Source organism: Streptomyces durmitorensis (assembly GCF_023498005.1).
GTDB lineage: Bacteria > Actinomycetota > Actinomycetes > Streptomycetales > Streptomycetaceae > Streptomyces > Streptomyces durmitorensis.
This window is the reverse complement of sequence record NZ_CP097289.1, coordinates 8,813,152-8,832,799: the sequence shown is the minus strand read 5'-3', so window position 1 is coordinate 8,832,799 and position 19,648 is coordinate 8,813,152. Positions and strand designations below refer to the sequence as shown.

Here is a 19,648-nt window from a genome sequence, read left to right as displayed (position 1 = left end):
GTCAGGCACCGCTCAGTGTTGTTGCCTCGGAACGGATCTCGCCCTCGGGGGCGGAGCCGTTGTGCGCGGAGCCGTTGTGGCTGGAGTTTGTAAGGGTGTGGCCAAGCCCGGTCCGGAAGGCACCACCCTGGCGAGCCGCCTGGATCGCCCAGTACACCGCCTCCGGCGTCGCGGGCGACGCCAGCTCGACGCTGACCCCGCTCGGCCCGAACGCGGCGGCCGCCTGCCGCAGGGCTTCGCGTACCGAGAACGCCAGCATCAGCGGAGGCTCGCCCACCGCCTTGGACCCGTAGACCGCGCCCTCTTCGGTGGCGTTCTCCAGCAGCGTGACGTTGAACTCCGCAGGCATCTCCGAGAAGCTCGGCAGCTTGTAGGTGCTCGCGGCCTGGGTGAGCAGCCGGCCGCGGTGGGGCCCGTCACCGGTGTCCCAGCGCAGGTCCTCCAGGGTCAGCCAGCCGGCGCCCTGCACGAAGCCACCCTCGACCTGACCGATGTCGATCATCGGGGACAGGCTGTCGCCGACGTCGTGCACGATGTCCACCCGGCGGATGCGGTACGCGCCGGTGAAGCCGTCCACCTCGACCTCGGCCGCGGCGGCACCGATGGCGAAGTACTTGAACGGCGAGCCCCGGAAAACCTTCGCGTCCCAGTGCAGGCCCTCCGTCCGGTAGAAACCGGCCGCCGACAGCTGGACCCGCTGGAAGTACGCGGTGCGCACCAGGTCGTCCCAGGCCAGCTCCTTGTCACTGCCGAGGGTGCGCGCGACGCCCTCGACGATGCGTACGTCCGAGGCATGCGAGCCCAGTTGCGTGGCAGCCACCTGCAGCAGCCGCTCGCGCAGCTGATGGCAGGCGTTCTTCACCGCCGCTCCGTTGAGATCCGCCCCGGCACTCGCCGCGGTGGCACTGGTGTTGGGGACCTTGTCGGTCCGCGTCGGGGCCAGCCGCACCTTGTGCAGCGGGATGCCCAGCGTGGTCGCGGCCACCTGCAGCATCTTCGTGTGCAGGCCCTGGCCCATCTCGGTGCCGCCGTGGTTGATCAGGACCGAGCCGTCCTTGTAGATGAGGACCAGCGCACCGCCCTGGTTGAAGGCGGTGAGGTTGAACGAGATCCCGAACTTCACGCCCGTGATCGCAAGTCCCCGCTTGGTGTGCTGGTGCGCGGAGTTGAAGGCGGCGATCTCGCGCCTGCGGTCGGCGATGCCGCCGTTGTCCTTGACCTGCTCCCAGATTGCGGAGATCCGTTCGGGCTGCGTGACCGGCTGTCCGTACGGTGTCGACTGACCCTGCCGGTAGAAGTTGCGCTCCCGCAACTCGGTCGGATCCAGGCCGAGCAGCGGCGCGCACCGGCCCATGATGTCCTCGATCACCAGCATGCCCTGCGGTCCGCCGAAGCCGCGGAAGGCGGTGTTGGAGGCCTTGTTGGTCCGGGCGATGCGACCGGCGACGCGCGCGTGGGGAATCCAGTAGGTGTTGTCGATGTGGCACAGCGCGCGGGCCACCACCGGCTCGGAGAGGTCCAGGCTCCAGCCGCCGTCCGCGGTCAAGGTGGCATCCAGGGCCTGGATGCGCCCTTCGGCATCGAAGCCGATCTTCCATGTGGCGTTGAACCCGTGCCGCTTGCCGGACATGGTGAGGTCCTGGGTCCGGTTGAGCCGCAGCCGAACCGGCCGGCCGGTCAGCTTGGCGCCGAGCGCGGCGACGGCGGCGAACCCGTGCGGCTGCATCTCCTTGCCGCCGAACCCGCCGCCCATCCGCAGGCACTGCACGGTCACCTCGTGGCTGTGCAGGCCGAGTACGTGCGCGACGATCTCCTGGGTCTCCGAAGGGTGCTGGGTGCTGCTCTGGACGAACACCTGCTCCGCCTCGTCGACCAGGGCCAGCGCCGCGTGCGTCTCCAGGTAGAAGTGTTCCTGGTCGGAGAACTGGAACTCGCCCGTGAACACGTGCGCGGAGTCGGCGAAGCCGGCCTCGACGTCACCGGTCAGCATCTCGGGCCGAGCGCCGTGGAAGCTGTCGGCCGCGATGGCTTCCCGCAGCGTGATCACGGACGGCAGTTCGTCCAGTTCCACCTCGACGGCCGCCGCGCCGATCCTGGCGGCCTCCAGGGTCTCGGCGAGCACCCAGGCGACCGCGTGGCCGTAGAACATGACCTCGCTGGGGAACAGCGGTTCGTCGTGCTTCATCCCGGCGTCGTTGACACCGGGCACGTCGGCGACGGTCAGTACCCGGACCACGCCCGGCACGGCGAGCGCGGGCTCGGTGCGCAGCGCGGTGATCCTGCCGTGGGCCTTCGTGGCCTGGACCGGATAGGCGTGCAGCACGTCCTTGGTGCGGTGGATCAGGTCGTCGGTGTAGAGCGCCGTGCCGGTGACGTGCAGGGCAGCACTCTCGTGCGGCATGGGGACGCCGACGACGGACTTCTCGGGGCGCTCGGACAGTTGGCTCATGACGACACACCCTCGGTGGTTTGTGCGTACAGCTTCAGCAGGCTCTGGCCGAGCATCGCGGAGCGGTAGGCGGCGCTCGCTCGGTGATCGTTCATGGGCGTGCCCTGGGCCCGCAGGGCCTGGGCCGCGGCCTCGACCGTCTCGGGCACCCACGGCTCGCCCTCCAGTGCCGTCTCCACGGTGCGGGCGCGGATCGGGGTCGCGGCCACGCCGCCGAGCCCGATGCGTGCCTTGCGTACGAAGCCGTCCTCGATGTCGAGCGCGAAGGCGACGGCCACGCTGGAGATGTCGTCGAAGCGCCGCTTGGCGATCTTGTGGAAGGCCACGACCGGTGCCAGCGGCAGCGGGACGCGCACCGCGCGGATCAGCTCACCGGGGCGGCGCACGCTCTGCCGGTAGCCGGTGAAGTAGTCGGACAGGGGGACCTCGCGCTCACCGTCGGCGGCGGCGAGCACCACCGATGCCTCAAGGGCGAGCAGCGCCGGCGGGCTGTCACCGATGGGCGAGCCGGTACCCAGATTGCCGCCGAGGGTCGCGCTGTTGCGGATGAGCCGGGAGGCGAACTGCGGGAACAGCTCGCCAAGGAGCGGGACGCGGCCGTCGAGGCGGCGTTCGATCTCGGTGAGCGTCAGCGCCGCCCCGATCTCGACGTGATCCGACGCGACGCGCAACTCCCGCAGCTCGGACAGCCGGTCGACGGCGACCACGCAGTCCGCGCGGCGGGCACGGATGTTCACCTCCACGCCCCAGTCGGTGGAGCCTGCGACCACCACCGCGTCGGGCCGCTCACGCAGCAGCCGCAGTACGTCCGCCAGGGTGCCCGGCCGCAGAAACGCCCGGTCGTCCTGGGTGTATTCGGTGGCAGCGGGCGCGGGCGGAGACTGCTCGCGGCGCTGCGCCAGCCGGTCCTCGTCGGTGGGCGTGCCGACGGCGAACGCGGCGTCGCGAATGGGGCGATAGCCGGTGCAGCGGCACAGGTTTCCGCTCAGCGCATGCAGATCAAACCCGTTCGGACCGTGCTCGGCATCCATGCCTTCGGTCGGCTCGGCGCTGTCGGTCGAGGTCGCGTGCGCGCAGCGGTCGGGGCGGTAGTACTCGGCGGCCATGCTGCAGATGAATCCCGGTGTGCAGTAACCGCATTGGGAGCCGCCGCGGACCGCCATCTCCTCCTGCACCGGGTGCAGCGTGGGCGGTGTGCCGGGTTCGCCGACCGTGGCGAGACCTTCGGAGGTGATGATCTCCTGACCGTCGAGGGCCGCGGCCGGCACCAGGCAGGCGTTGACCGCCACCCAGTCGGTGGGCTTGTCCACCCCGGGACGGGCCACCAGGACCGAGCAGGCGCCGCATTCACCCTCGGCGCAGCCCTCCTTGGTGCCGGTGAGACCACGCTCCCGCAGAAAGTCCAGCGTGGTGGTGTGGGGCGCAGCCGGGGAGAGCGGCGCTTCTTTTCCGTTGACGGTGATCCGCGCCGCTGTCATGACAGGCCTTCGTTTCGGTGCACGAGCGGTCGATTCATCATGTTCGCCAATTTCGGGCAGCTTTCTGTGCTCAGAGGCGCCACGTGAGCGGAGCGGGCGCAAGACGGCACACAAGAGTGACGTGCCGGGAGAAGTCAGGAAAAGGGGTTACGGGAAACCCGGAACGTGCCGCGGACGGGCGGGCACGGATGTGCCGCGCACGGGCACATCAGAACGGCGCGCTCAGGCGCCGTGCGCGATCCGGCCGGGAACCCAGACGGTGCGCTGGGCGAGGCGACCGAGATCAGAGCTGGTGTTCATCCGCTGGTCGCCTCCTTCCGGTGGATACAGGTCGACAGATACAGGTCGACGGCCCCCGCAACTTAATGGCAGGGGCCACAGGGGGTCAAGAGGTTCCGACGGGAGCGGGTGCCTGATCAGGCGATGAGACCGCGGATGGTCTCCTCCACCAGACGGGTGCCCCTGGGTGCGTACCACGAGGTGAAGGTCGACAGCTCTGCGACCGCCGCGCCCAGCCACCGGGGATCGCCGAGCCGCTCCAGTGCCTTCGCTTCGTCGAGCTGGTCGAACAGGGCCTTCAACACGATGACGTGCCCGCCGGTGTAGCTGCGCTCGTGATGCGTGTACCGCACCGACCAGTGCTCGTAGGGGTGGCGCAGGATGCCCTGCAGGGAACAGCCGTCGCGGCCCATGTCGGCACCGGGGGCGAACGCCCCGGCCAAGCCCCCGAAGCGGGTGAGGTGCCAGTTCTTGCAGCCGGCGCGTACCCCCAGCTCCACGAACTGGGACCATCGGACGGACTCCTGAGGAGCCGCCTCGCCGCGCCGGTGCTGCTCAACGCCCTCGGGGGTCAGCACGACGTACAGACCCTCCTTCCGCGTCGGGTCCCCGATCACCCACCGGCCCTCGGTCAGCTCCAGCGGCCCCAATTGCTGCGCCATGACCACTCCCTCGGTCCTGCCGTTCATCCGGCCTTGGACCGTAACCGACACCGCAAGGCCGTCGCCCGCAGGCACGTCCGCCATCGCGTGCAGGTGGGTGAACCGGACTCGGTCAGGTGTGGTCGAGGGCCCAGGCCAGAACGTGGTCGGCGATCTCCTCCCAGCCGCTCTGGGCGGGCATCAGATGGGATCGCCCCGGATACTCGACGATGTCGGTGACGGTGTTCGACTTGTAGTGCTTGGCGTTGGACTGCTGGATCCTCGGCGGCATCAGGTGGTCGTTCTCACCCGAGACGAACAGCAGCGGAGCCCGGTCGTCGTTGCGGTAGTTCACGTACGAGTCGGCGTGGCCGGGGTGGATGTTCGCGAGCGCGCTCCCCCAGAACACATGGCCGGAGGCGGGGATGTGGTAGCGCTCGTACAGGGCGCGGGCCTCGTCCTCGGGGAAGGTGTTGGTGAAGGCGTAGCGCCACTGGTCGTAGGTGAATCCGACGGCCTTGTGCCGGTTGGCCGGGTTCCTCAGCACGGGAAACGTCGCCCTCAGCTGTGACAGCGGAACCGTCGCCACCCCTTCGGTGGGCGCGGAGTTGATGGCTGCTCCGGCACTGCCGTATCCGTGGTCGAGAAGGATCTGGGTGAACACCCCGCCGGCGGAGTGGCCGATGATGATCGGCTGCGTGCCGAGGCCGTCGATCAGCTTCTCCAGCGACGAGATGATCGAGGGGACGGAGAGTTCCTCGATAGGCGTGGGGTCGGCGTTGAGCGCCTCCACCTCCACCTCGAATCCGGGGTACGCGGGGGCCAGTACCCGGAAGCCCTGGGACTGGTAGCGGGTGATCCAGTGCTCCCAGCTCCGGGGTGTCACCCAGAAGCCGTGGATGAGGACGATGGTGTCCGGTTTCATGAGCGTTCTTCCCTTCAACGGGTGGCGGCGTGGGCGGCTTTGATGACCTTGGTGGCGGCTTCCGGGTGGGAGACCATGACCACGTGCGAGGACCGGATCTCGGTCACCTTGCTGCCTGCGCGCTTGGCCATGAACCGCTGGGCCGCGGGCGGGATGACCTTGTCCTCGGTCGGAATCAGGTACCAGGACGGGACGGACTTCCAGGCGGGTGCGCCGCTGGGGCCGCTGAGGCCCTGGACGCTGCCGGGGCGCTGGGTGGCCGCCATGAGGCGGGTCCGGGAGGCGGGCAGATCGGCGGCGAACACGGCCCGGAACTTCGCGGCATCGATGTAGCCGTCGGTGCCCGGTTCGCTGCCGGGCACCGGGTAGCTGCGGGGGATCAGGGCGGCGCCCAGTTCACTGCCCGGGAACTGGCCGGCCAATTGCAGCGCGCTCTCGCCCTCGTCGGGCGCGAACGCCCCCAGGTACACCAGGGCCTTGACGTTGGCGTGGCCGCGGGCGGCGTTGGTGATGACGACGCCGCCGTAGGAGTGGGCCGCCAGGATGACCGGGCCGGGGATGGTGTCCACCACGCTGGAGATGTAGGCGGCGTCACCCGCCGTGTCCCGCAGCGGGTTGGCCGGTGCGATGACCGGGAAGCCGGCCTTCTGCAGCGACGCGATGGTGTCGTTGAACCCGGAGGCGTCGGCGAACGCCCCGTGCACGAGCACGACGGTCGGCTTCGGCCCCTTGTCGGCCTGCACGGGTCTCTGGGAGGTCGCTTGGGCGGAGACCGCGCCGACGACGATGAGCACGGCGGCGGCCAGTGCCGTCAGCGGACGGCGCAGTGCGGGAACACGCATGACGAACCCTTTCGGAAAGGAAGCGGGTTGGCGGCGACGAGGCCGGCGGGGCTGGAGGCGGCCGGCAGGGCTGGAGGAACTGGAGGGGCTGGAGGGCTCAAGAGGCGAGGAACGCGAGTAGGTCGGCGTCGAACTCGTCCTGGAAATCGCCCACGAGACCGTGCGGAGCACCCGGATAGACCTTCAGTGTCGCGTCCTTGACGAGCTTGGCCGACTCCAGGCCGGCAGCCACGATCGGGACGATCTGGTCGTCGTCGCCGTGGGCGATGAGGGTGGGGATGTCGAAGCGGCCCAGGTCCTCGGTGAAGTCGGTCTCGGAGAACGCGCGGATGCAGTCCAGCGCCCCCTTGAGTCCGACCTGCATGCTCTGCAGCCAGAACGCGTCCGAGACGCCCTGCGAGACGTTCGCACCGGGCCGGTTGAAGCCGTAGAAGGGCAGGCTCAGCTCGGTGTAGAACTGCGACCGGTCGGCCGAGACACCCGCGCGGATGGCGTCGAACGCCTCGATCGGCAGGCCCTGCGGATTGGTGTCGGTCTTGAGCATGAGGGGCGGCACCGCGCCCAGCAGAACGGCCTTGGCGATCCGGGACGTGCCGTGCCTGCCGATGTAACGGGTCACCTCACCGCCGCCCGTCGAGTGCCCGACCAGCACGGCGTCGTGCAGGTCGAGGGTCTCGATCAGCTGGGCGAGGTCGTCGGCGTAGGTGTCCATGTCGTTGCCGCTTCACGGCTGGCCGGAGCGGCCGTGGCCGCGCCGGTCGTGCGCGATCGCGCGGTGGCCGTGCGAGGCGACCAGGTGCAGCTGGCGGTCCCAGGCGTCGGCGTTCAAGGGCCAGCCGTGGCTGAACACCACCGGCGGGCCGCTGCCCCAGTCCTTGTAGAAGATTTCCGTGCCGTCGTGGGTCGTGATGAAGGTGCTCATGGGAGCGCTCCCGTCAGCGGCCGGTGTCGGTGTCGGTGCCCGACTCAGGTGAGGGGAATCGTGTCAGTGCCAGGGGCAAGGTTCTTTACCCTGCGCGTCGAGAACTGTTCCCTGGGTGCCAAGGCGCCGTCCGTCGCGGTGGCTGCTGTGGCACGGGTGAAGAGCGGGACGCGGGTGGCCCAGCAGTGCTTGGGCCCACCTGTCCAAGCCGCCCGCGGTGTTGAAGAATCCGGAGGACGGCGCCACACCGGAGAGACCGCTGCTGCCGCCCTGGGGGGATCATGCTGGTTCTGGACACGGAGGACTTACCTCCCGCCGACCGGATCGAGGCCTTTCAGGCCGTGGCTGTCGGGGAGAGCGGCAGCTGCTCGGTGGAGCAGGAACATCCCGAGACCGGCATCAGGAAGAAGCTGGAAGTCTGGAACTTCGGCCCGCTGACCCTGTTCGCGACGCGTGGCTCCGGCATGCGCATCTGGCGCACCCCGCGACATGCGCGATTCGACTCGATGAACACCGTCTCGATCATCACCCAGAGCCAGGGGACGGGCGCGTTCACCTGGAACGGGCATCAGCAGCATGTGGGCCAGGACGCACTGGCCCTGGCCCACAAGACCGCCGGTTACGAATACGCGTGGTCCGGTAGCGGACTGTCCGTGGCGTTCATGGTCGACATCGAACGTCTCGGCCTGCCCGAACACCTGGTCAGGGCCTCGATACCGCTGCTGCGGCACAGCAACGTCGCACCGCTGCTGCTGCATCATCTACGGGACCTTCATCACCGCGCCGACGAGCTCAGCGCCGGGCCCGGCGCCGAGGCCCTGGCCTCCGCCACCCTGGAACTCACCCGCGCCCTCATCGTCTCGGTGGCCGCCGACGACCGCACCCGGCGTTCGGTCGCGGAGGACACCCTCCTCAACCGCGTCCTCGCCTACGTACGCGCGCGCCTGACCGACCCCGGACTCACCCCGCAGAGCATCGCCGCAGCCCACAACGTCTCCGTGCGAACCCTCTACCGGCTGTGCGAGCAAGGCGGCCTCGGCCTGGAGCAATGGATCATTCGCCGCCGCATGGAAGGCACACGCCACGACCTGGCCATGCCCGAGCACGCCCACCGCACGATCGAGGCCGTCGCACGGTCCTGGGGCTTCACCAACCCCGCCTACTTCTCACGCCGCTTCCACCAGACCTACGGCGCCACACCCCGCCAATGGCGCCGCCTCCACCACCACCAGGGAGGCTCGGAACCCGGTCAGTGAGCGGGTTCCGCGGAGGGCCCTCGTCAAGACCTCTCGCGCGGGCTGCGCAGGGCGTGCGGCAGGAAGCGTCCCGCGGCGGCTGGAGTTACTTCTCCCGCAGCAGTGCCAGCTCGGCATCGATGGCACCGCGCATCAGGTCGCGCGCGCGGTCGATCCGCAGTCCGCCGCTGAGCCAGCGCATGCTGAGCCCTTCGAGCAGGGCAGTGAGCCGTTCGCCCGCCGCGGCCAGGGCGGGCGCCGGTGCCGTCGGCCGCACCTGCCCGAGCAGGGCCGCCACCTCCTGCACCCACACCAGGGTCGCCCTGGCGAGATCGTCGCGCAGCACTTCGTCGAAGACGGCACTGGCACGCAACTCGCCCCAGGCGGAACTGTTCTCCCTGACGACCGGGGTGTCCTGCAGCTCCAGGAGGAGGACCGCTTCCAGCTCCTCACGCGGAGCGAGCGGCTCGGCGTCCTCAGCGCCACCGGTGGTGTAGCGCTCGGCACGGTCGTTGATGAACTCCAGCGTCTGGCGCAGGATTCCGGTGCGGTCCTTGAAGTGGTAGTAGATCAACCCCGTGGAGACCCCCGCCTCGGCGGCGAGCTCCTCGACGCGCAGACCGCGGACCCCGCGACGGGCGATCAGCCGTGCGGCCGCTTCAAGGATCTGAGTAGAGCGAGGCGCCATGAATCGAAACCCTACCGGGACACACCTGGCCCGTTGATCTCGGTCGACCGGCAGGTGAACCGCGCGACAGGCCGACCGTACGGCCTCGAGTCGGCCACTCTCTTTGACTGAATTTTCAGTTTGTGTCAGAGTCGAGGCAGTCAGGGTCGAGGTAGTAGAACGGCTCCGTCCGCATCGCCCCCATCACGATGATCGGAGTTCACCGTGTCTCTCCCCCTCCCCTCCCGCCGTTCGACACTCCGCGCATTCGCCGGAATCGGCGCCGTGGTTCTGGGTGCATCGGCGTGCGGCCCCGGCGAAGGGACGGCAGGGGCCGCGAGCACCGCCGGTGACGGGGTCACGGCGGCCAAGGGACTGCGCATGGGTGCCGAGTGGGAGAGCCACGCGCGCACCTTCATGTCCTGGCCCGCCCTGGAGTCGGTGTGGGAGGAGGAACTCCCCTCCGTACGCAAGGACATCGCACGGATCGCCCGCACCATCGCGGAGTACGAGTACGTCGTGATGATGGCGAGGCCCGACCAGCAGGCCGCCGCCCAGAAGGCCTGCGGACGCGACGTCGAGGTCATCCCGCTGGCCGTCGACGACCTGTGGGCCCGCGACACCGTGCCGGTGTTCGTGGAGCAGGACGGCGACGTCGTCGGCGTCGACTTCAACTTCAACGGCTGGGGCGACAAGCAGGAGCACACGAACGACGCCCGGGTGGGCCGCACCCTCCTGGCGGAGTACGACATCCCCCGCAGGAAGGCCCCTCTGGTCGCCGAGGGCGGCTCCTTCGAGACCGACGGCGAGGGCACGCTCCTCATCACCGAGAGCTCGATCGTCAACGACAACCGCAACCGCGGGAAGAGCCAGGCCCAGATCGAGAACGAGCTCAAGCGGACCCTGGGCATCAAGAAGGTCATCTGGCTGGCCGGCGTCCGCGGCCAGGACATCACCGACGCCCACGTGGACAGCCTCGTACGCTTCACCGCCCCCGGCGTGGTGCTCCTGGACAGGGCGCACCCCGACACCCCCGCCGACTCCTGGTCACGCGCGGCCGACCAGGCGAAATCCGTGCTCAGCAAGGCGAAGGACGCCAAGGGCCGATCCTTCGAGATCATCGATCTGCCGCAGCCCGACCTGTACGAGATCACCGGCGAGGGCGACGACTTCGTGTCCAGCTACGCCAACTTCTACGTGGCCAACGACGCCGTGTTCATGCCCAAATTCGGAGACCGGAAGGCCGACAAGCGCGCCCGGAGCATCCTGCGGGAGCACTTCCCCAAGCGCGACATCGTGCCCGTCCAGATCGACACCATCGCTTCGGGCGGCGGCGGCATCCACTGCTCCACCCACGACGAGCCGGGCAAGCCGGTCGACTGACCCCCGGCCGGTCCTGTGGGCGCACAGCGGTTGTGCCCGCCCCCGGGACGGCGGATTCTGTAGGGGATGAACGGGGCTGGTGTGTCGCCATGACGGCATCGAACGCGGAGCAGAGTGCTGACTTTCGTGGGCCCCTCGACGTCACCAGGGCGGCCACGGCGGTCGTCGACGCCCAGGACACGGTCATCGGATGGAGCCCCGCGGCGGAGCGGCTCCTCGGATATCCCTCCCAGGAGGTCGTCGGCAGGCCCCTGGCCGCTTTCCTGTCGCCCGCACCGACACCCCCTGTTCTCCCTCTCGCGCCCCGGTTCCAGGGGAACGAGCTCCGCGTCGCCCGGCACCGGGACGGGCGTGAGCTGGTCGTCGCCACCGCGGAATGTCCCCTGCCGGGCTCCGGCACGGCGGCGCGCGTCATCGTCGCGACGGAGCTGAAGGACCTCCGGATGTGGGAGTCCCAGCTGGCCCTCTTGCACGGCCTCGCCACGCAGTCCCCCGTCGGCCTGGGCATCTACGACACCGACCTGCGCCTGACCTGGTGCAACGCGGCGTACGAACGGGAGATCGGCCGACCGTTCGCCGAGTTCCGGGGCCTTCGCGCCGATCAGCTGTACTCCGAGGGAAAATTCGTGACCAAGGGGCACCCGCCCACGCTCGAAGCGGTCATGCGGCACGTGATGGACACCGGAGAACCCTTTCTGGACCTCCACTTCCAGGGCCGGCCGCCCAGCGACCCGGAGACGGACCACCTCTGGTCCTGTGCCTACTACCGGCTCCAGGACGCCGACGGACGCGTCATCGGCGTGTGCGAGGACGCCTTCGACATCTCGGATCGCTACAAGGCCCAGCGGCGGCTCGCCCTGCTCGTCGAAGCAGGCCGCGGAATCGGGGCCGCCCTCGATGTGCGGGTCACCGCCGAGAAGATCACCGAGGTGGCGGTACCGGAGTTCGCCACCACAGTGACGGTCGACCTCGCGCAGGCGGTCCTGGAGGGCGAGGTCCCTGCCACCAGCGGCGCGGCGGCGATCTCCCTGGTGCGGGTCGCCCGCTGCTCGGCCGGGGCCGAGGAAGCCGACCGGGCAGAGCCGGGAGAGCGGCCTGCGCGCTGCGGGCCCGTTGACCGCGGGGACACTGACCGCGGGCGCGTCGCTCCCCGTCCCCCCGTGAACCACCCTCCCGTCGAGTACCCGCCTGGTTCGCCGCAGCATCGCAGCCTCTCCTCGGGCGGGCTCGTGCTCGACGACACGGCGCTGGTCGTGCCGCTGCGGGCCGGGAACAGCACGCTGGGGCTCGTCACCTTCCTTCGCGGGCCCGGGCCGGGTTCGGCCACCTTCGACAGCGGCGAGGTGGCGCTGGCCGACGAGCTGGTCGCCCGTACGGCCGTGTCCATCGACAACGCCCGCCGCTTCACCCGTGAACGCACCGCGTCCCTGGCCCTCCAGCGCCAGCTGCTCCCGCAGCACGTGCCGGAGCAGTCAGCCGTCGACCTGGCCTTCCGCTACCTGCCCACGGACGACGTGACAGGCGTCGGCGGTGACTGGTTCGACGTCATCCCGCTGTCCGGAACCCGGGTCGGGCTCGTGGTCGGGGACGTGGTCGGCCATGGCCTCCAGGCGGCCGCCACCATGGGGCGGCTGCGTACGACCGTGCGCGCGTTCGCCCAGATGGACCTGGACCCCGTCGAGCTGCTCTCCCGGCTCGACGATCTGGTGGCGCAGTCGGCGGAGGAGCAGCGCAGCGAGCTGGGGACGCCCGACGGCACCTACGCCGATGTGACCACCGGGGCGACCTGTCTCTACGCGGTCTACGACCCGGTCTCGCGGCGCTGCGTCATGGCCAGGGCCGGGCATCTGCCGCCTGCGGTCGTCGACCCGGACGGCCTGCTGTCCTTCCCTGACCTGCCGGCAGGGCCGCCGCTCGGCCTCGGCGGCCTGCCGTTCGAGTCGATGGAGATCGAACTGCCGGTGGGCAGCCTCCTTGCTCTCTTCACCGACGGGCTCGTCGAGGCCCGCGACCGCGACATCGATCACGGACTCGACACCCTGGGACGTGTCCTCAGCGACCAGCACGCATCGCTCGAAGAACTGTGCGACCGGGCGGTGGCGGAGCTCCTGCCGGACGGCTCGACGGCCGACGACACCGCCCTGCTGCTCGTCCGCACCCGCGAGCTCGACACCTCGCAGGTCGCCGAATGGGAACTGCCCGCGGAACCGGTCGCCGCGGGCAGGGCCCGGGACCTGGCCACCCAGCAGCTGCACCACTGGGGCCTTCAGGAACTGGCGTTCGCGACCGAACTCGTCGTCAGCGAGCTGGTGACCAACGCGGTCAGGTACGCCGAAGGGCCGATCCAAGTACGCCTCATCCGTGACCGCACCCTCCTGTGCGAGGTCGCGGACAGGGGCCACACCTCGCCGCACCTGCGCCACAGCGGCGATGACGACGAAGGCGGGCGCGGCCTGTTCATCGTCGCGCAGCTCGTCCAGAGATGGGGAACGCGCTACACCCGCTCCGGCAAGACCATCTGGACCGAACAGGCCTTCCCGAAGTCGGGCTGAGCGGGCAGGGACGGGCTGACGCGGTCGGTCCTCAGCCGTTGAAGCGTTCCGGGTCGGGGCCGGTCCGCTCGTCGCGGTTCAGTGCGGAGATCTCACCGATGTCACCCTCGCTGAGCTCGAAGTCGAAGAGGTCGAAGTTCTCCTCGATGCGCTTTTGGGTCACCGACTTCGGGAAGACGATGTCGCCCCGCTGGAGGTGCCAGCGCAGGGTCACCTGGGCGGGCGACTTGCCCACCCGCTGCGCGATCCGGTTGATCGTCGGGTCGTCGAGCACCTTGCCCTGCGCGATGGGCGACCAGGCCTCGGTGGCGATGTCGTGCTCGGCGCCGAAGGCCCTGACGTCGTCCTGGGTGAGGTAGGGGTGCACCTCGATCTGGTTGACCGCGGGCACCACGTCGCTGCCCTGGAGCAGCCGACGCAGGTGGTGGGGCTGGAAGTTGGAGACCCCGATGGCCTTGGACCGGCCCGAGCGGTAGATCTCCTCCAGGGCCTTCCAGGTCTCCACGAAGTCGCCCTCGCCGGGCAGCGGCCAGTGGATGAGGAAGAGGTCCAGGTGGTCGAGGCCGAGGTCGTCCATGGTGCGGTCGAACGCCTTGAGGGCGTCGTCGTGCTCATGGGCGCCGTTGTTGAGCTTGCTGGTCACGAAGATGTCGGCGCGGTCGAGACCGGAGTCGCGGACCGCCTGGCCGACCTCCTTCTCGTTGCCGTACATCTGTGCCGTGTCGATGTGCCGGTAGCCGGCTTCCAGCGCGGCCAGCGTCGTCTCGCGGGTCTCCTCCGGCTCGATCTGGTAGGTGCCGAAGCCGAGCTGGGGGATCTGCACGGCGTTGTTGAGGGTGATGGCGGGTACTGCGGTCACGGTGGCTCCTTGTACTGATCGTTTCGCGTGCAGAGGGCTTGTGTCGGGACTGCTCTCCGCTCACTCGCCCGCAAAACACTCGGATGGTCAGCTTTTGTCCCGCTGTCCGTATGCGGTGCGCACGTGGACCAACCACCGCGTGCGGACGCCCGACGGGCCCGACGGGCGGGTCATCCGGTCATCCCTGGTCTCCCGTCCTCGTCGCGGGGCCGACATGGATGCGCAGATCGCCGAACCGGTGGGACGGCCAGCCGCGCGCGTACTCCGGCGGCCCGTCCTTCGCCGTGGCGAGCGCGGCCGTCGGCGTCCGCTGTGCGGTCCGCAGGAGCTCCGCCCGGGTCGTGCTGGCGTTGTGCCCCTGCGTCTGGGCGGAGGAGCACCCGGCGTAGAAGGCGATCGGCAGGGCCTCCAGCCCGGTCACCACGCACGGCGGCCGTACGCCGAGACGGTGGAGCTCGGACGCCGTGCGGGCCCAGTCCTCGCGGGCGGCGGTGGAGCGGGCCACGGCGTTCTCCAGGACCGCGTACTGCACGGCCACATGCCCGGCGAGCGCCAGTGCCACCAGGGTCGTGGCCACCGGTCGCCACGCCTGGCGCCGGGTGGTGACCAGGTGGATGAGGGCGTCGGCGACCGGGATGGCGAGCAGGGCGTAGAACGGCAGCAGGAAGCGCGGCGCGGCGTATCCGATCATGAACAGGTATGGGATGCCCGCCGTCGTGGCACAGGCCAGCGGCAGAAGGGTGCCCGCGGTGCGCCGGGCCCTGACCGCGACCACGAGCCCCAGCGCGGCGAGCAGCGGCAGGGCGAACCACCACGCGATCAGCTCCGGTGCCGGAACCGAGCCGGTGCACGGGCGGCACAGCGTCTGGCCGCGCAGGCTGCGGAGCTGATCGAGGACGGCGATGTTCCAGCCGAGGCCGCCCTGGATGCGGGAGGCGTCGGCCAGGCGTGCGCCCAGACCGCCGAAACTGACGTACGCCTCGACGACCCACCCGACCGCCCCTGACCCCAGACCCACGACGAGCGCCGCCAGCAACCGCGGCCGCCGCCACCGGCGGACGCACACCAGCAGCACCAAGAGCGGAAGGACCACCCAGACGGTGTCGGTGGGCCGCATCCACGCCATCAGGGCCGCGCTCGCGCCCGCGCCCCACAGCGCGGCCCGGTCGCGGCGGTCCGCCTGGACCCGCAGGAAGCACCCGACGCCCGCCAGGGCGCCGATCGCGACCCAGTAGTTGGGCATGACCTCCGGGCCGTAGAACACGGTCACCCAGAGCGTCGCGAACAGAGCACCCGCGAGGGCCGTCACCCGTACGGGGAACAAGCCGCGCCAGGCGCGCAGCGCCAGGAAGAGGCCGAGGCCTGACAGCAGGGACAGATAGACCCGCAGGAGTTCGGTGGACGACGACCACGAGGCGATCGGCGCGACCAGCAGGGAGATCCCGCGGGAACGGGGAGCGCTGAAGAACGCCGCGGGGGCGTGGCCGCTGACCTGGCTGACATACACCGCCTCGTCCCAGCCGAGCCCCATTCCGGGCCGTACGAGGGCCAGTTGGGCCAGGGTGAAAGCCACCGCCACTGCGGCCACCCAGCCCTGCCCTCCGGTGCGTCGCGGGGTGCGCACGGCCGTCAGCGGGCCGCGGTACTCCATTCCGGCGAGCGGGACGCTCAAGGTCTTGGCCATCGCCTGCCTTCCCCCTACACGCTGCAGGGCTCCTCCGCTGACCCGCAGGGCGCAGGACAGAGAGCATTAATCGGTAGAAACGATGACAAATTACCCCGACCTTTCCGAGGGCGCAGGGCGAAGATCGGAGGGGCCCGACGGACGCTCCCCGGGGCTTGTACGCCGTCCGGGGCCCCTGGGGGCGATGAGGTTTGGGACCGTCAGAAGCGGCCAGGCGCACCACAGTCGACACGGGCCCTCTACAGCCGGCTCAGCTGACCGGCCCCGCCTCCCGCCCCGGCGGGCCGAGCGCCGGGGCGGGAGGACGGCAGCACTTCAGCAATTCAGGAGCTGAGGATTCAGGGACGCCCGCTGAACCCCCACGTGCCATGCGGCGCCCGGTACACCGCGTAGCCCGGTTCGGTGCGCACGAACTCAGCGCCCTGCGGCGCCCGCACCTCCTTGCGTGACGCGGCGGGGACATGGACCTCCGCCGTCGCGCCCACCGGCACCCGCACCGTGAGGCGCACGGTCTCGTCGACGCGCGACCAGGACACCTCGGCCGGGCCCCGCACGGTGTGGAACTCGGTGCGCGCCCACGTGACACCCGTGCGCGCGTCGGGCCGCACGGTGAAGGTGCGGTACCCCTCGTCGCCGGGACGCAGCCCCGCCACGTTCTCGTAGAGCCACTGCACCACGGTCCCCTGGAAGTAGTGGTCGCGTGAGCGTGAGTCGAGCGGCCACATCTCCCACATGGTGTCGGCGCCGTGGTCGAACCAGTGGCCCCAGCTCGGGTAGGTCCGCTGGGTGGCGATGGCGTGGGCCACGTCGGAGTGGCCCTGCGCGCTCAGGCAGCGGAGCAGCACACTGGTGCCGAGGCAGCCGGTGTTGAGGTGGTTGCCCCGCTTCTCGATGTCCGCGAGGAGCGACGCCGTGACGCTCGCCCGTGCGCCGGGCGGAACGAGCCCGAAGGCCAGCGGAACGCAGTTGTTGGTCTGCCGGTATTCGGGGTCCTTGGCCGTGCGGTAGTGGCCTTCGGGGGCGAGGAACGTCGCGTTGAGGCTCTTCTTCATCTGCTCGGCGGTGCTCAGGAAGCGCTGGTGGACATCGTTGTCACGCGCGATGCGCGCCATCTCAGCGGTGTCGGTGAGCGCCCGGTGCAGATAGGCGGTCGCGGTGAGCCGGGTGTCCTCGGGCGGGTTGCCTCCGTAGCCGGGCGACAGATAGTCGCCGAGCGCGGTCACCGCCAGGCCGTCCTTCAAGCGGTCGGTCTCCCAGTCCAAGTACCGCACCAGGGCGGGCAGATGCTCCTCGATGACGCGCTCGTCGCCATAGACCCGGTACATCTCGCGCACCAGGAAGGGATAGACCGTGGTCCACTCCGGAGAGGGTCCCAGGTCCCCGTACCCCCAGCCTCCGCTCGGCACGATCACCGGCAGCTGGCCGTCCTTGTTCTGACTGTCCCTCAGGTCGCCCAGCCACTTGCCCAGGAACCGGTGCATGCCGAGGGCGTACATCATGACGGGCGCGCCGACCTGCGCGTCGCCGGTCCAGCCGTTCTTCTCGTACATCGGAGTGTCCGTGGGGATGCCGTGCAGATTGTTCTGGATCGTGCGCCGCATGGCCTGTTCGAGCCGCTCGTAGAAGGGCTCGGAGCACGTGAAGGTGCCGGTGTCGTCGACGGGTGTGTGGACCACGATGCCGGTCACGTCGTCCGGATCGGGCTTGCCGGGCAGCCCGCTGATCTGCACATAGCGGAAGCCCTTGTACGAGAAGCGGGGTTCCCACACCTCGTCGGCCCCGTCACCCGCGCAGATGTACTCGTCGGTCTGGAAGCGGCCGGGCACATGGCCCGTCTCGGCGTGCACGCTTCCGTCGTCCTTGAGTTTCTCGCCGTGCGCGAGCCGCACCGTCGTACCGGCTTCGGCCCGCACGCGCAGTCGCGTCCACCCCGCCAGGGTGCGCCCCATGTCGACGATCCAGTCGTCGCCGTGCGCCTTCACCGCCACCGGCCGCACGGTGTCGATGACCTCGATCGCGTCGTGAGGCTGCGCGCGCAGCGCTCCCTTCGGCGGGTCCTGCCGCGCGGGCCGCCGCCAGTCGCCGTCGTCGAAGCCGGGCTCGGTCCAGCCCTTCCGGCGCTCGCGGGCGTCGTAGGTCTCCCCCGCGTAGAGGGAGTTGGTCCGGGTCGGGCCCTCCGCGATCCGCCATGAGCCGTCCGTCGCGACGGTGGTGCGGGAGCCGTCCGAGTGCTCGATCTCGAGCTGGCCGATGAGTTGGGGTTCCCCGTGCCACGGCGGCTTGTGCCAGTTCCATACGTTGGGTGTCGTCATGCCGTAGAAGCCGCGGCCGAGCGTGACGCCGATGACATTGGAGCCCCGTCGGATCTGGTCCGTCACGTCGTGCACGGCGTAGAGGACCGTCTCCTCGTAGTCCGTGAAGCCCGGGTCGAGCACTTGGCGGCCGATCCTGCGACCGTTGATGTGGGCCTCGTAATAGGCCAGACCGCTGATGTAGAGGCGAGCTCGCGTCACGGGCTTGCGCACGGTGAACTCGCGGCGCAGCAGCGGCGCGGGCTGCTCGGCCGCCGGGACCTGGGCGTCACTGCCCCAGGGGCCTTCGCCGAACGGCGCGAGCACGTCCGCCTCGGGCCACCCGCTGTCGTCGAAGTCGGCCCGCTGCCAGCCCTCTTGCTCCGACTCCGCACATCGCCACCCCGCCCCGGTGACCAACTCGTGGGCTCCGCCCGCGGATTGCACCAGCAGACGCACGAGCAGGCCACCGGGGTTGACGGCGGCGCTGCCGCGGTTCGTCGCGCGAGCGGCGACCACCACGCGCCGGCCCGCACCTCGTACGCGCTCGGTCACATCGGCGAGACGAGCGGTGCGCCAGCCGTCGGTCTGCTCCGGGGCGTGCAGTACTTCCTCGCCGTCCAGGTGGAGGGTGAAGTCGTCGTCGGCGGTGGCCACGACCTGCGCGGCGGACACCTCGATCCCCTCGGGCAGTTCGAGTACGCCCCGGAACCACCTCGCGCCCGCCGGGGCGTCCTGCGCAGTGGAGCCCGGCGACCAGATCCAGGACGCCCCCTCGAAGCCGGGCGCCTTCGGGGCGGCGTCCGCGCCGATCCAGTGCCCCTGCCAGGCGTCCTTCGCAAGGGCGGTCTCCCACCAGCGCGAGGTGCTCCAGGCGGAGGCCCGTCCGTCGGCGTCCCAGACCCGCACCTGCCAGTGGTAGCGCGTACGGGGTTTCAACGCGGGCCCGCCGTACGGCACTCCGAGCGTCCGCGAGGAGGCGACGCGGCCGGAGTCCCACACCGCCTTGGTGCTCTTCTCGCCCGAGCCGAGCGAGACCCTGATCTGATACGCGCTCTGCCGGGCGCCATGGCCCGGCGCCGACAGTTCCCAACTCAGCCTCGGCTCGGCCGCGTCCGTACCGAGGAGAGTCGTCGCGTACTCGACGGTGGTGCGTTCGACTCTCAGTTTCCCTGCCCCCTCCCGGTGGTCCCCTCGATCCTCCGCGGCGGCTGTGTCCACGCCCTGGCTCAGCCCGAGTACGCCCACTCCGGCACCGGCCGCTGAAGTCCTCAGAAAGGCCCGGCGGTTCCACGCACTGCCGCGCCTCGTCTCACGCTCTTCGCTCATCACACGTCCCTTGGATGATGAATCCGAGTGCCCACAACGTAAATGAAACGTTTCATTCACGACCCGGTAAGCCTAGGTCGAGCATTGCGGGCAACTCAAGAGGTGTGCGGAG

The 19,648-nt window shown here is 70.1% G+C and carries 12 protein-coding genes and 1 pseudogene; 3 read left to right on the top strand and 10 right to left on the bottom strand.

Features of this window, described 5'->3' with window-relative positions; genetic code table 11:
* Window position 1 precedes the first annotated feature (1 nt).
* The 6 genes and pseudogenes from xdhB to M4V62_RS39390 all read right to left on the bottom strand — a co-directional run bounded on the left by xdhB (window position 2) and on the right by M4V62_RS39390 (window position 7,536).
* Complete coding sequence (gene xdhB / locus M4V62_RS39415; protein ID WP_249591991.1) at window positions 2-2,449, bottom strand: xanthine dehydrogenase molybdopterin binding subunit; 2,448 nt, start codon at window positions 2,447-2,449, stop codon at window positions 2-4.
* Window positions 2,446-3,927, bottom strand: a complete 1,482-nt coding sequence (locus M4V62_RS39410) for a xanthine dehydrogenase small subunit (RefSeq protein ID WP_249591990.1) — start codon at window positions 3,925-3,927, stop codon at window positions 2,446-2,448. The genes xdhB and M4V62_RS39410 overlap by 4 nt, the downstream gene beginning before the upstream one ends.
* Window positions 3,928-4,343: 416 nt before the next feature.
* Window positions 4,344-4,868: a hypothetical protein gene (locus M4V62_RS39405; RefSeq protein WP_249591989.1), complete on the bottom strand. Its 525-nt coding sequence runs from the start codon at window positions 4,866-4,868 to the stop codon at window positions 4,344-4,346.
* 112 nt (window positions 4,869-4,980) lie between these two features.
* Window positions 4,981-5,772 carry an alpha/beta hydrolase gene (locus tag M4V62_RS39400; protein ID WP_249591988.1) on the bottom strand — a complete coding sequence of 264 codons (792 nt, stop codon included), beginning with the start codon at window positions 5,770-5,772 and terminating at the stop codon, window positions 4,981-4,983.
* Window positions 5,773-5,786: 14 nt separating this feature from the next.
* Window positions 5,787-6,614, bottom strand: coding sequence for an alpha/beta fold hydrolase (locus M4V62_RS39395; RefSeq protein ID WP_249591987.1), 828 nt, complete (start codon window positions 6,612-6,614; stop codon window positions 5,787-5,789).
* Between the two features lie 97 nt (window positions 6,615-6,711).
* Window positions 6,712-7,536: pseudogene (locus M4V62_RS39390) on the bottom strand (alpha/beta fold hydrolase).
* Between the two features lie 281 nt (window positions 7,537-7,817).
* On the opposite strand from M4V62_RS39390, the gene M4V62_RS39385 reads away from it, so the two are divergent.
* Complete coding sequence (locus M4V62_RS39385; RefSeq protein ID WP_249591986.1) at window positions 7,818-8,792, top strand: helix-turn-helix domain-containing protein; 975 nt, start codon at window positions 7,818-7,820, stop codon at window positions 8,790-8,792.
* A gap of 85 nt (window positions 8,793-8,877) precedes the next feature.
* Here the strand turns inward: M4V62_RS39385 and M4V62_RS39380 are convergent, their stop codons facing one another.
* Window positions 8,878-9,459, bottom strand: coding sequence for a TetR/AcrR family transcriptional regulator (locus tag M4V62_RS39380; protein WP_249591985.1), 582 nt, complete (start codon window positions 9,457-9,459; stop codon window positions 8,878-8,880).
* A gap of 204 nt (window positions 9,460-9,663) precedes the next feature.
* On the opposite strand from M4V62_RS39380, the gene M4V62_RS39375 reads away from it, so the two are divergent.
* On the top strand, window positions 9,664-10,821 hold the full coding sequence (locus tag M4V62_RS39375; RefSeq protein WP_249591984.1) for an agmatine deiminase family protein: 1,158 nt from the start codon (window positions 9,664-9,666) through the stop codon (window positions 10,819-10,821).
* 89 nt (window positions 10,822-10,910) lie between these two features.
* Window positions 10,911-13,373: a SpoIIE family protein phosphatase gene (locus tag M4V62_RS39370; protein WP_249591983.1), complete on the top strand. Its 2,463-nt coding sequence runs from the start codon at window positions 10,911-10,913 to the stop codon at window positions 13,371-13,373.
* 31 nt (window positions 13,374-13,404) lie between these two features.
* On the opposite strand, the gene M4V62_RS39365 is transcribed toward M4V62_RS39370, so the two are convergent.
* From M4V62_RS39365 to M4V62_RS39355, 3 genes are all read right to left on the bottom strand, one after another.
* On the bottom strand, window positions 13,405-14,232 hold the full coding sequence (locus tag M4V62_RS39365) for an aldo/keto reductase (RefSeq protein WP_249591982.1): 828 nt from the start codon (window positions 14,230-14,232) through the stop codon (window positions 13,405-13,407).
* Between the two features lie 178 nt (window positions 14,233-14,410).
* Entirely contained in the window at window positions 14,411-15,916 is a 1,506-nt protein-coding gene (locus M4V62_RS39360; protein WP_249591981.1) for a hypothetical protein, read from the bottom strand.
* Between the two features lie 338 nt (window positions 15,917-16,254).
* Window positions 16,255-19,536, bottom strand: a complete 3,282-nt coding sequence (locus tag M4V62_RS39355; protein ID WP_249591980.1) for a family 78 glycoside hydrolase catalytic domain — start codon at window positions 19,534-19,536, stop codon at window positions 16,255-16,257.
* Between the last annotated feature and the right edge of the window lie 112 nt (window positions 19,537-19,648).

Bases quoted from the DNA above. Each gene is read 5' to 3' on its own strand.
- M4V62_RS39385 (WP_249591986.1), top strand. From the start codon at position 7,818: ATGCTGGTTCTGGACACGGAGGACTTACCTCCCGCCGACCGGATCGAG.
- M4V62_RS39395 (WP_249591987.1), bottom strand. From the start codon at position 6,614: ATGCGTGTTCCCGCACTGCGCCGTCCGCTGACGGCACTGGCCGCCGCC.
- M4V62_RS39360 (WP_249591981.1), bottom strand. From the start codon at position 15,916: ATGGCCAAGACCTTGAGCGTCCCGCTCGCCGGAATGGAGTACCGCGGC.
- M4V62_RS39370 (WP_249591983.1), top strand. From the start codon at position 10,911: ATGACGGCATCGAACGCGGAGCAGAGTGCTGACTTTCGTGGGCCCCTC.
- M4V62_RS39380 (WP_249591985.1), bottom strand. From the start codon at position 9,459: ATGGCGCCTCGCTCTACTCAGATCCTTGAAGCGGCCGCACGGCTGATC.
- M4V62_RS39400 (WP_249591988.1), bottom strand. From the start codon at position 5,772: ATGAAACCGGACACCATCGTCCTCATCCACGGCTTCTGGGTGACACCC.
- M4V62_RS39355 (WP_249591980.1), bottom strand. From the start codon at position 19,536: ATGAGCGAAGAGCGTGAGACGAGGCGCGGCAGTGCGTGGAACCGCCGG.
- xdhB (WP_249591991.1), bottom strand. From the start codon at position 2,449: ATGAGCCAACTGTCCGAGCGCCCCGAGAAGTCCGTCGTCGGCGTCCCC.
- M4V62_RS39405 (WP_249591989.1), bottom strand. From the start codon at position 4,868: ATGGCGCAGCAATTGGGGCCGCTGGAGCTGACCGAGGGCCGGTGGGTG.
- M4V62_RS39410 (WP_249591990.1), bottom strand. From the start codon at position 3,927: ATGACAGCGGCGCGGATCACCGTCAACGGAAAAGAAGCGCCGCTCTCC.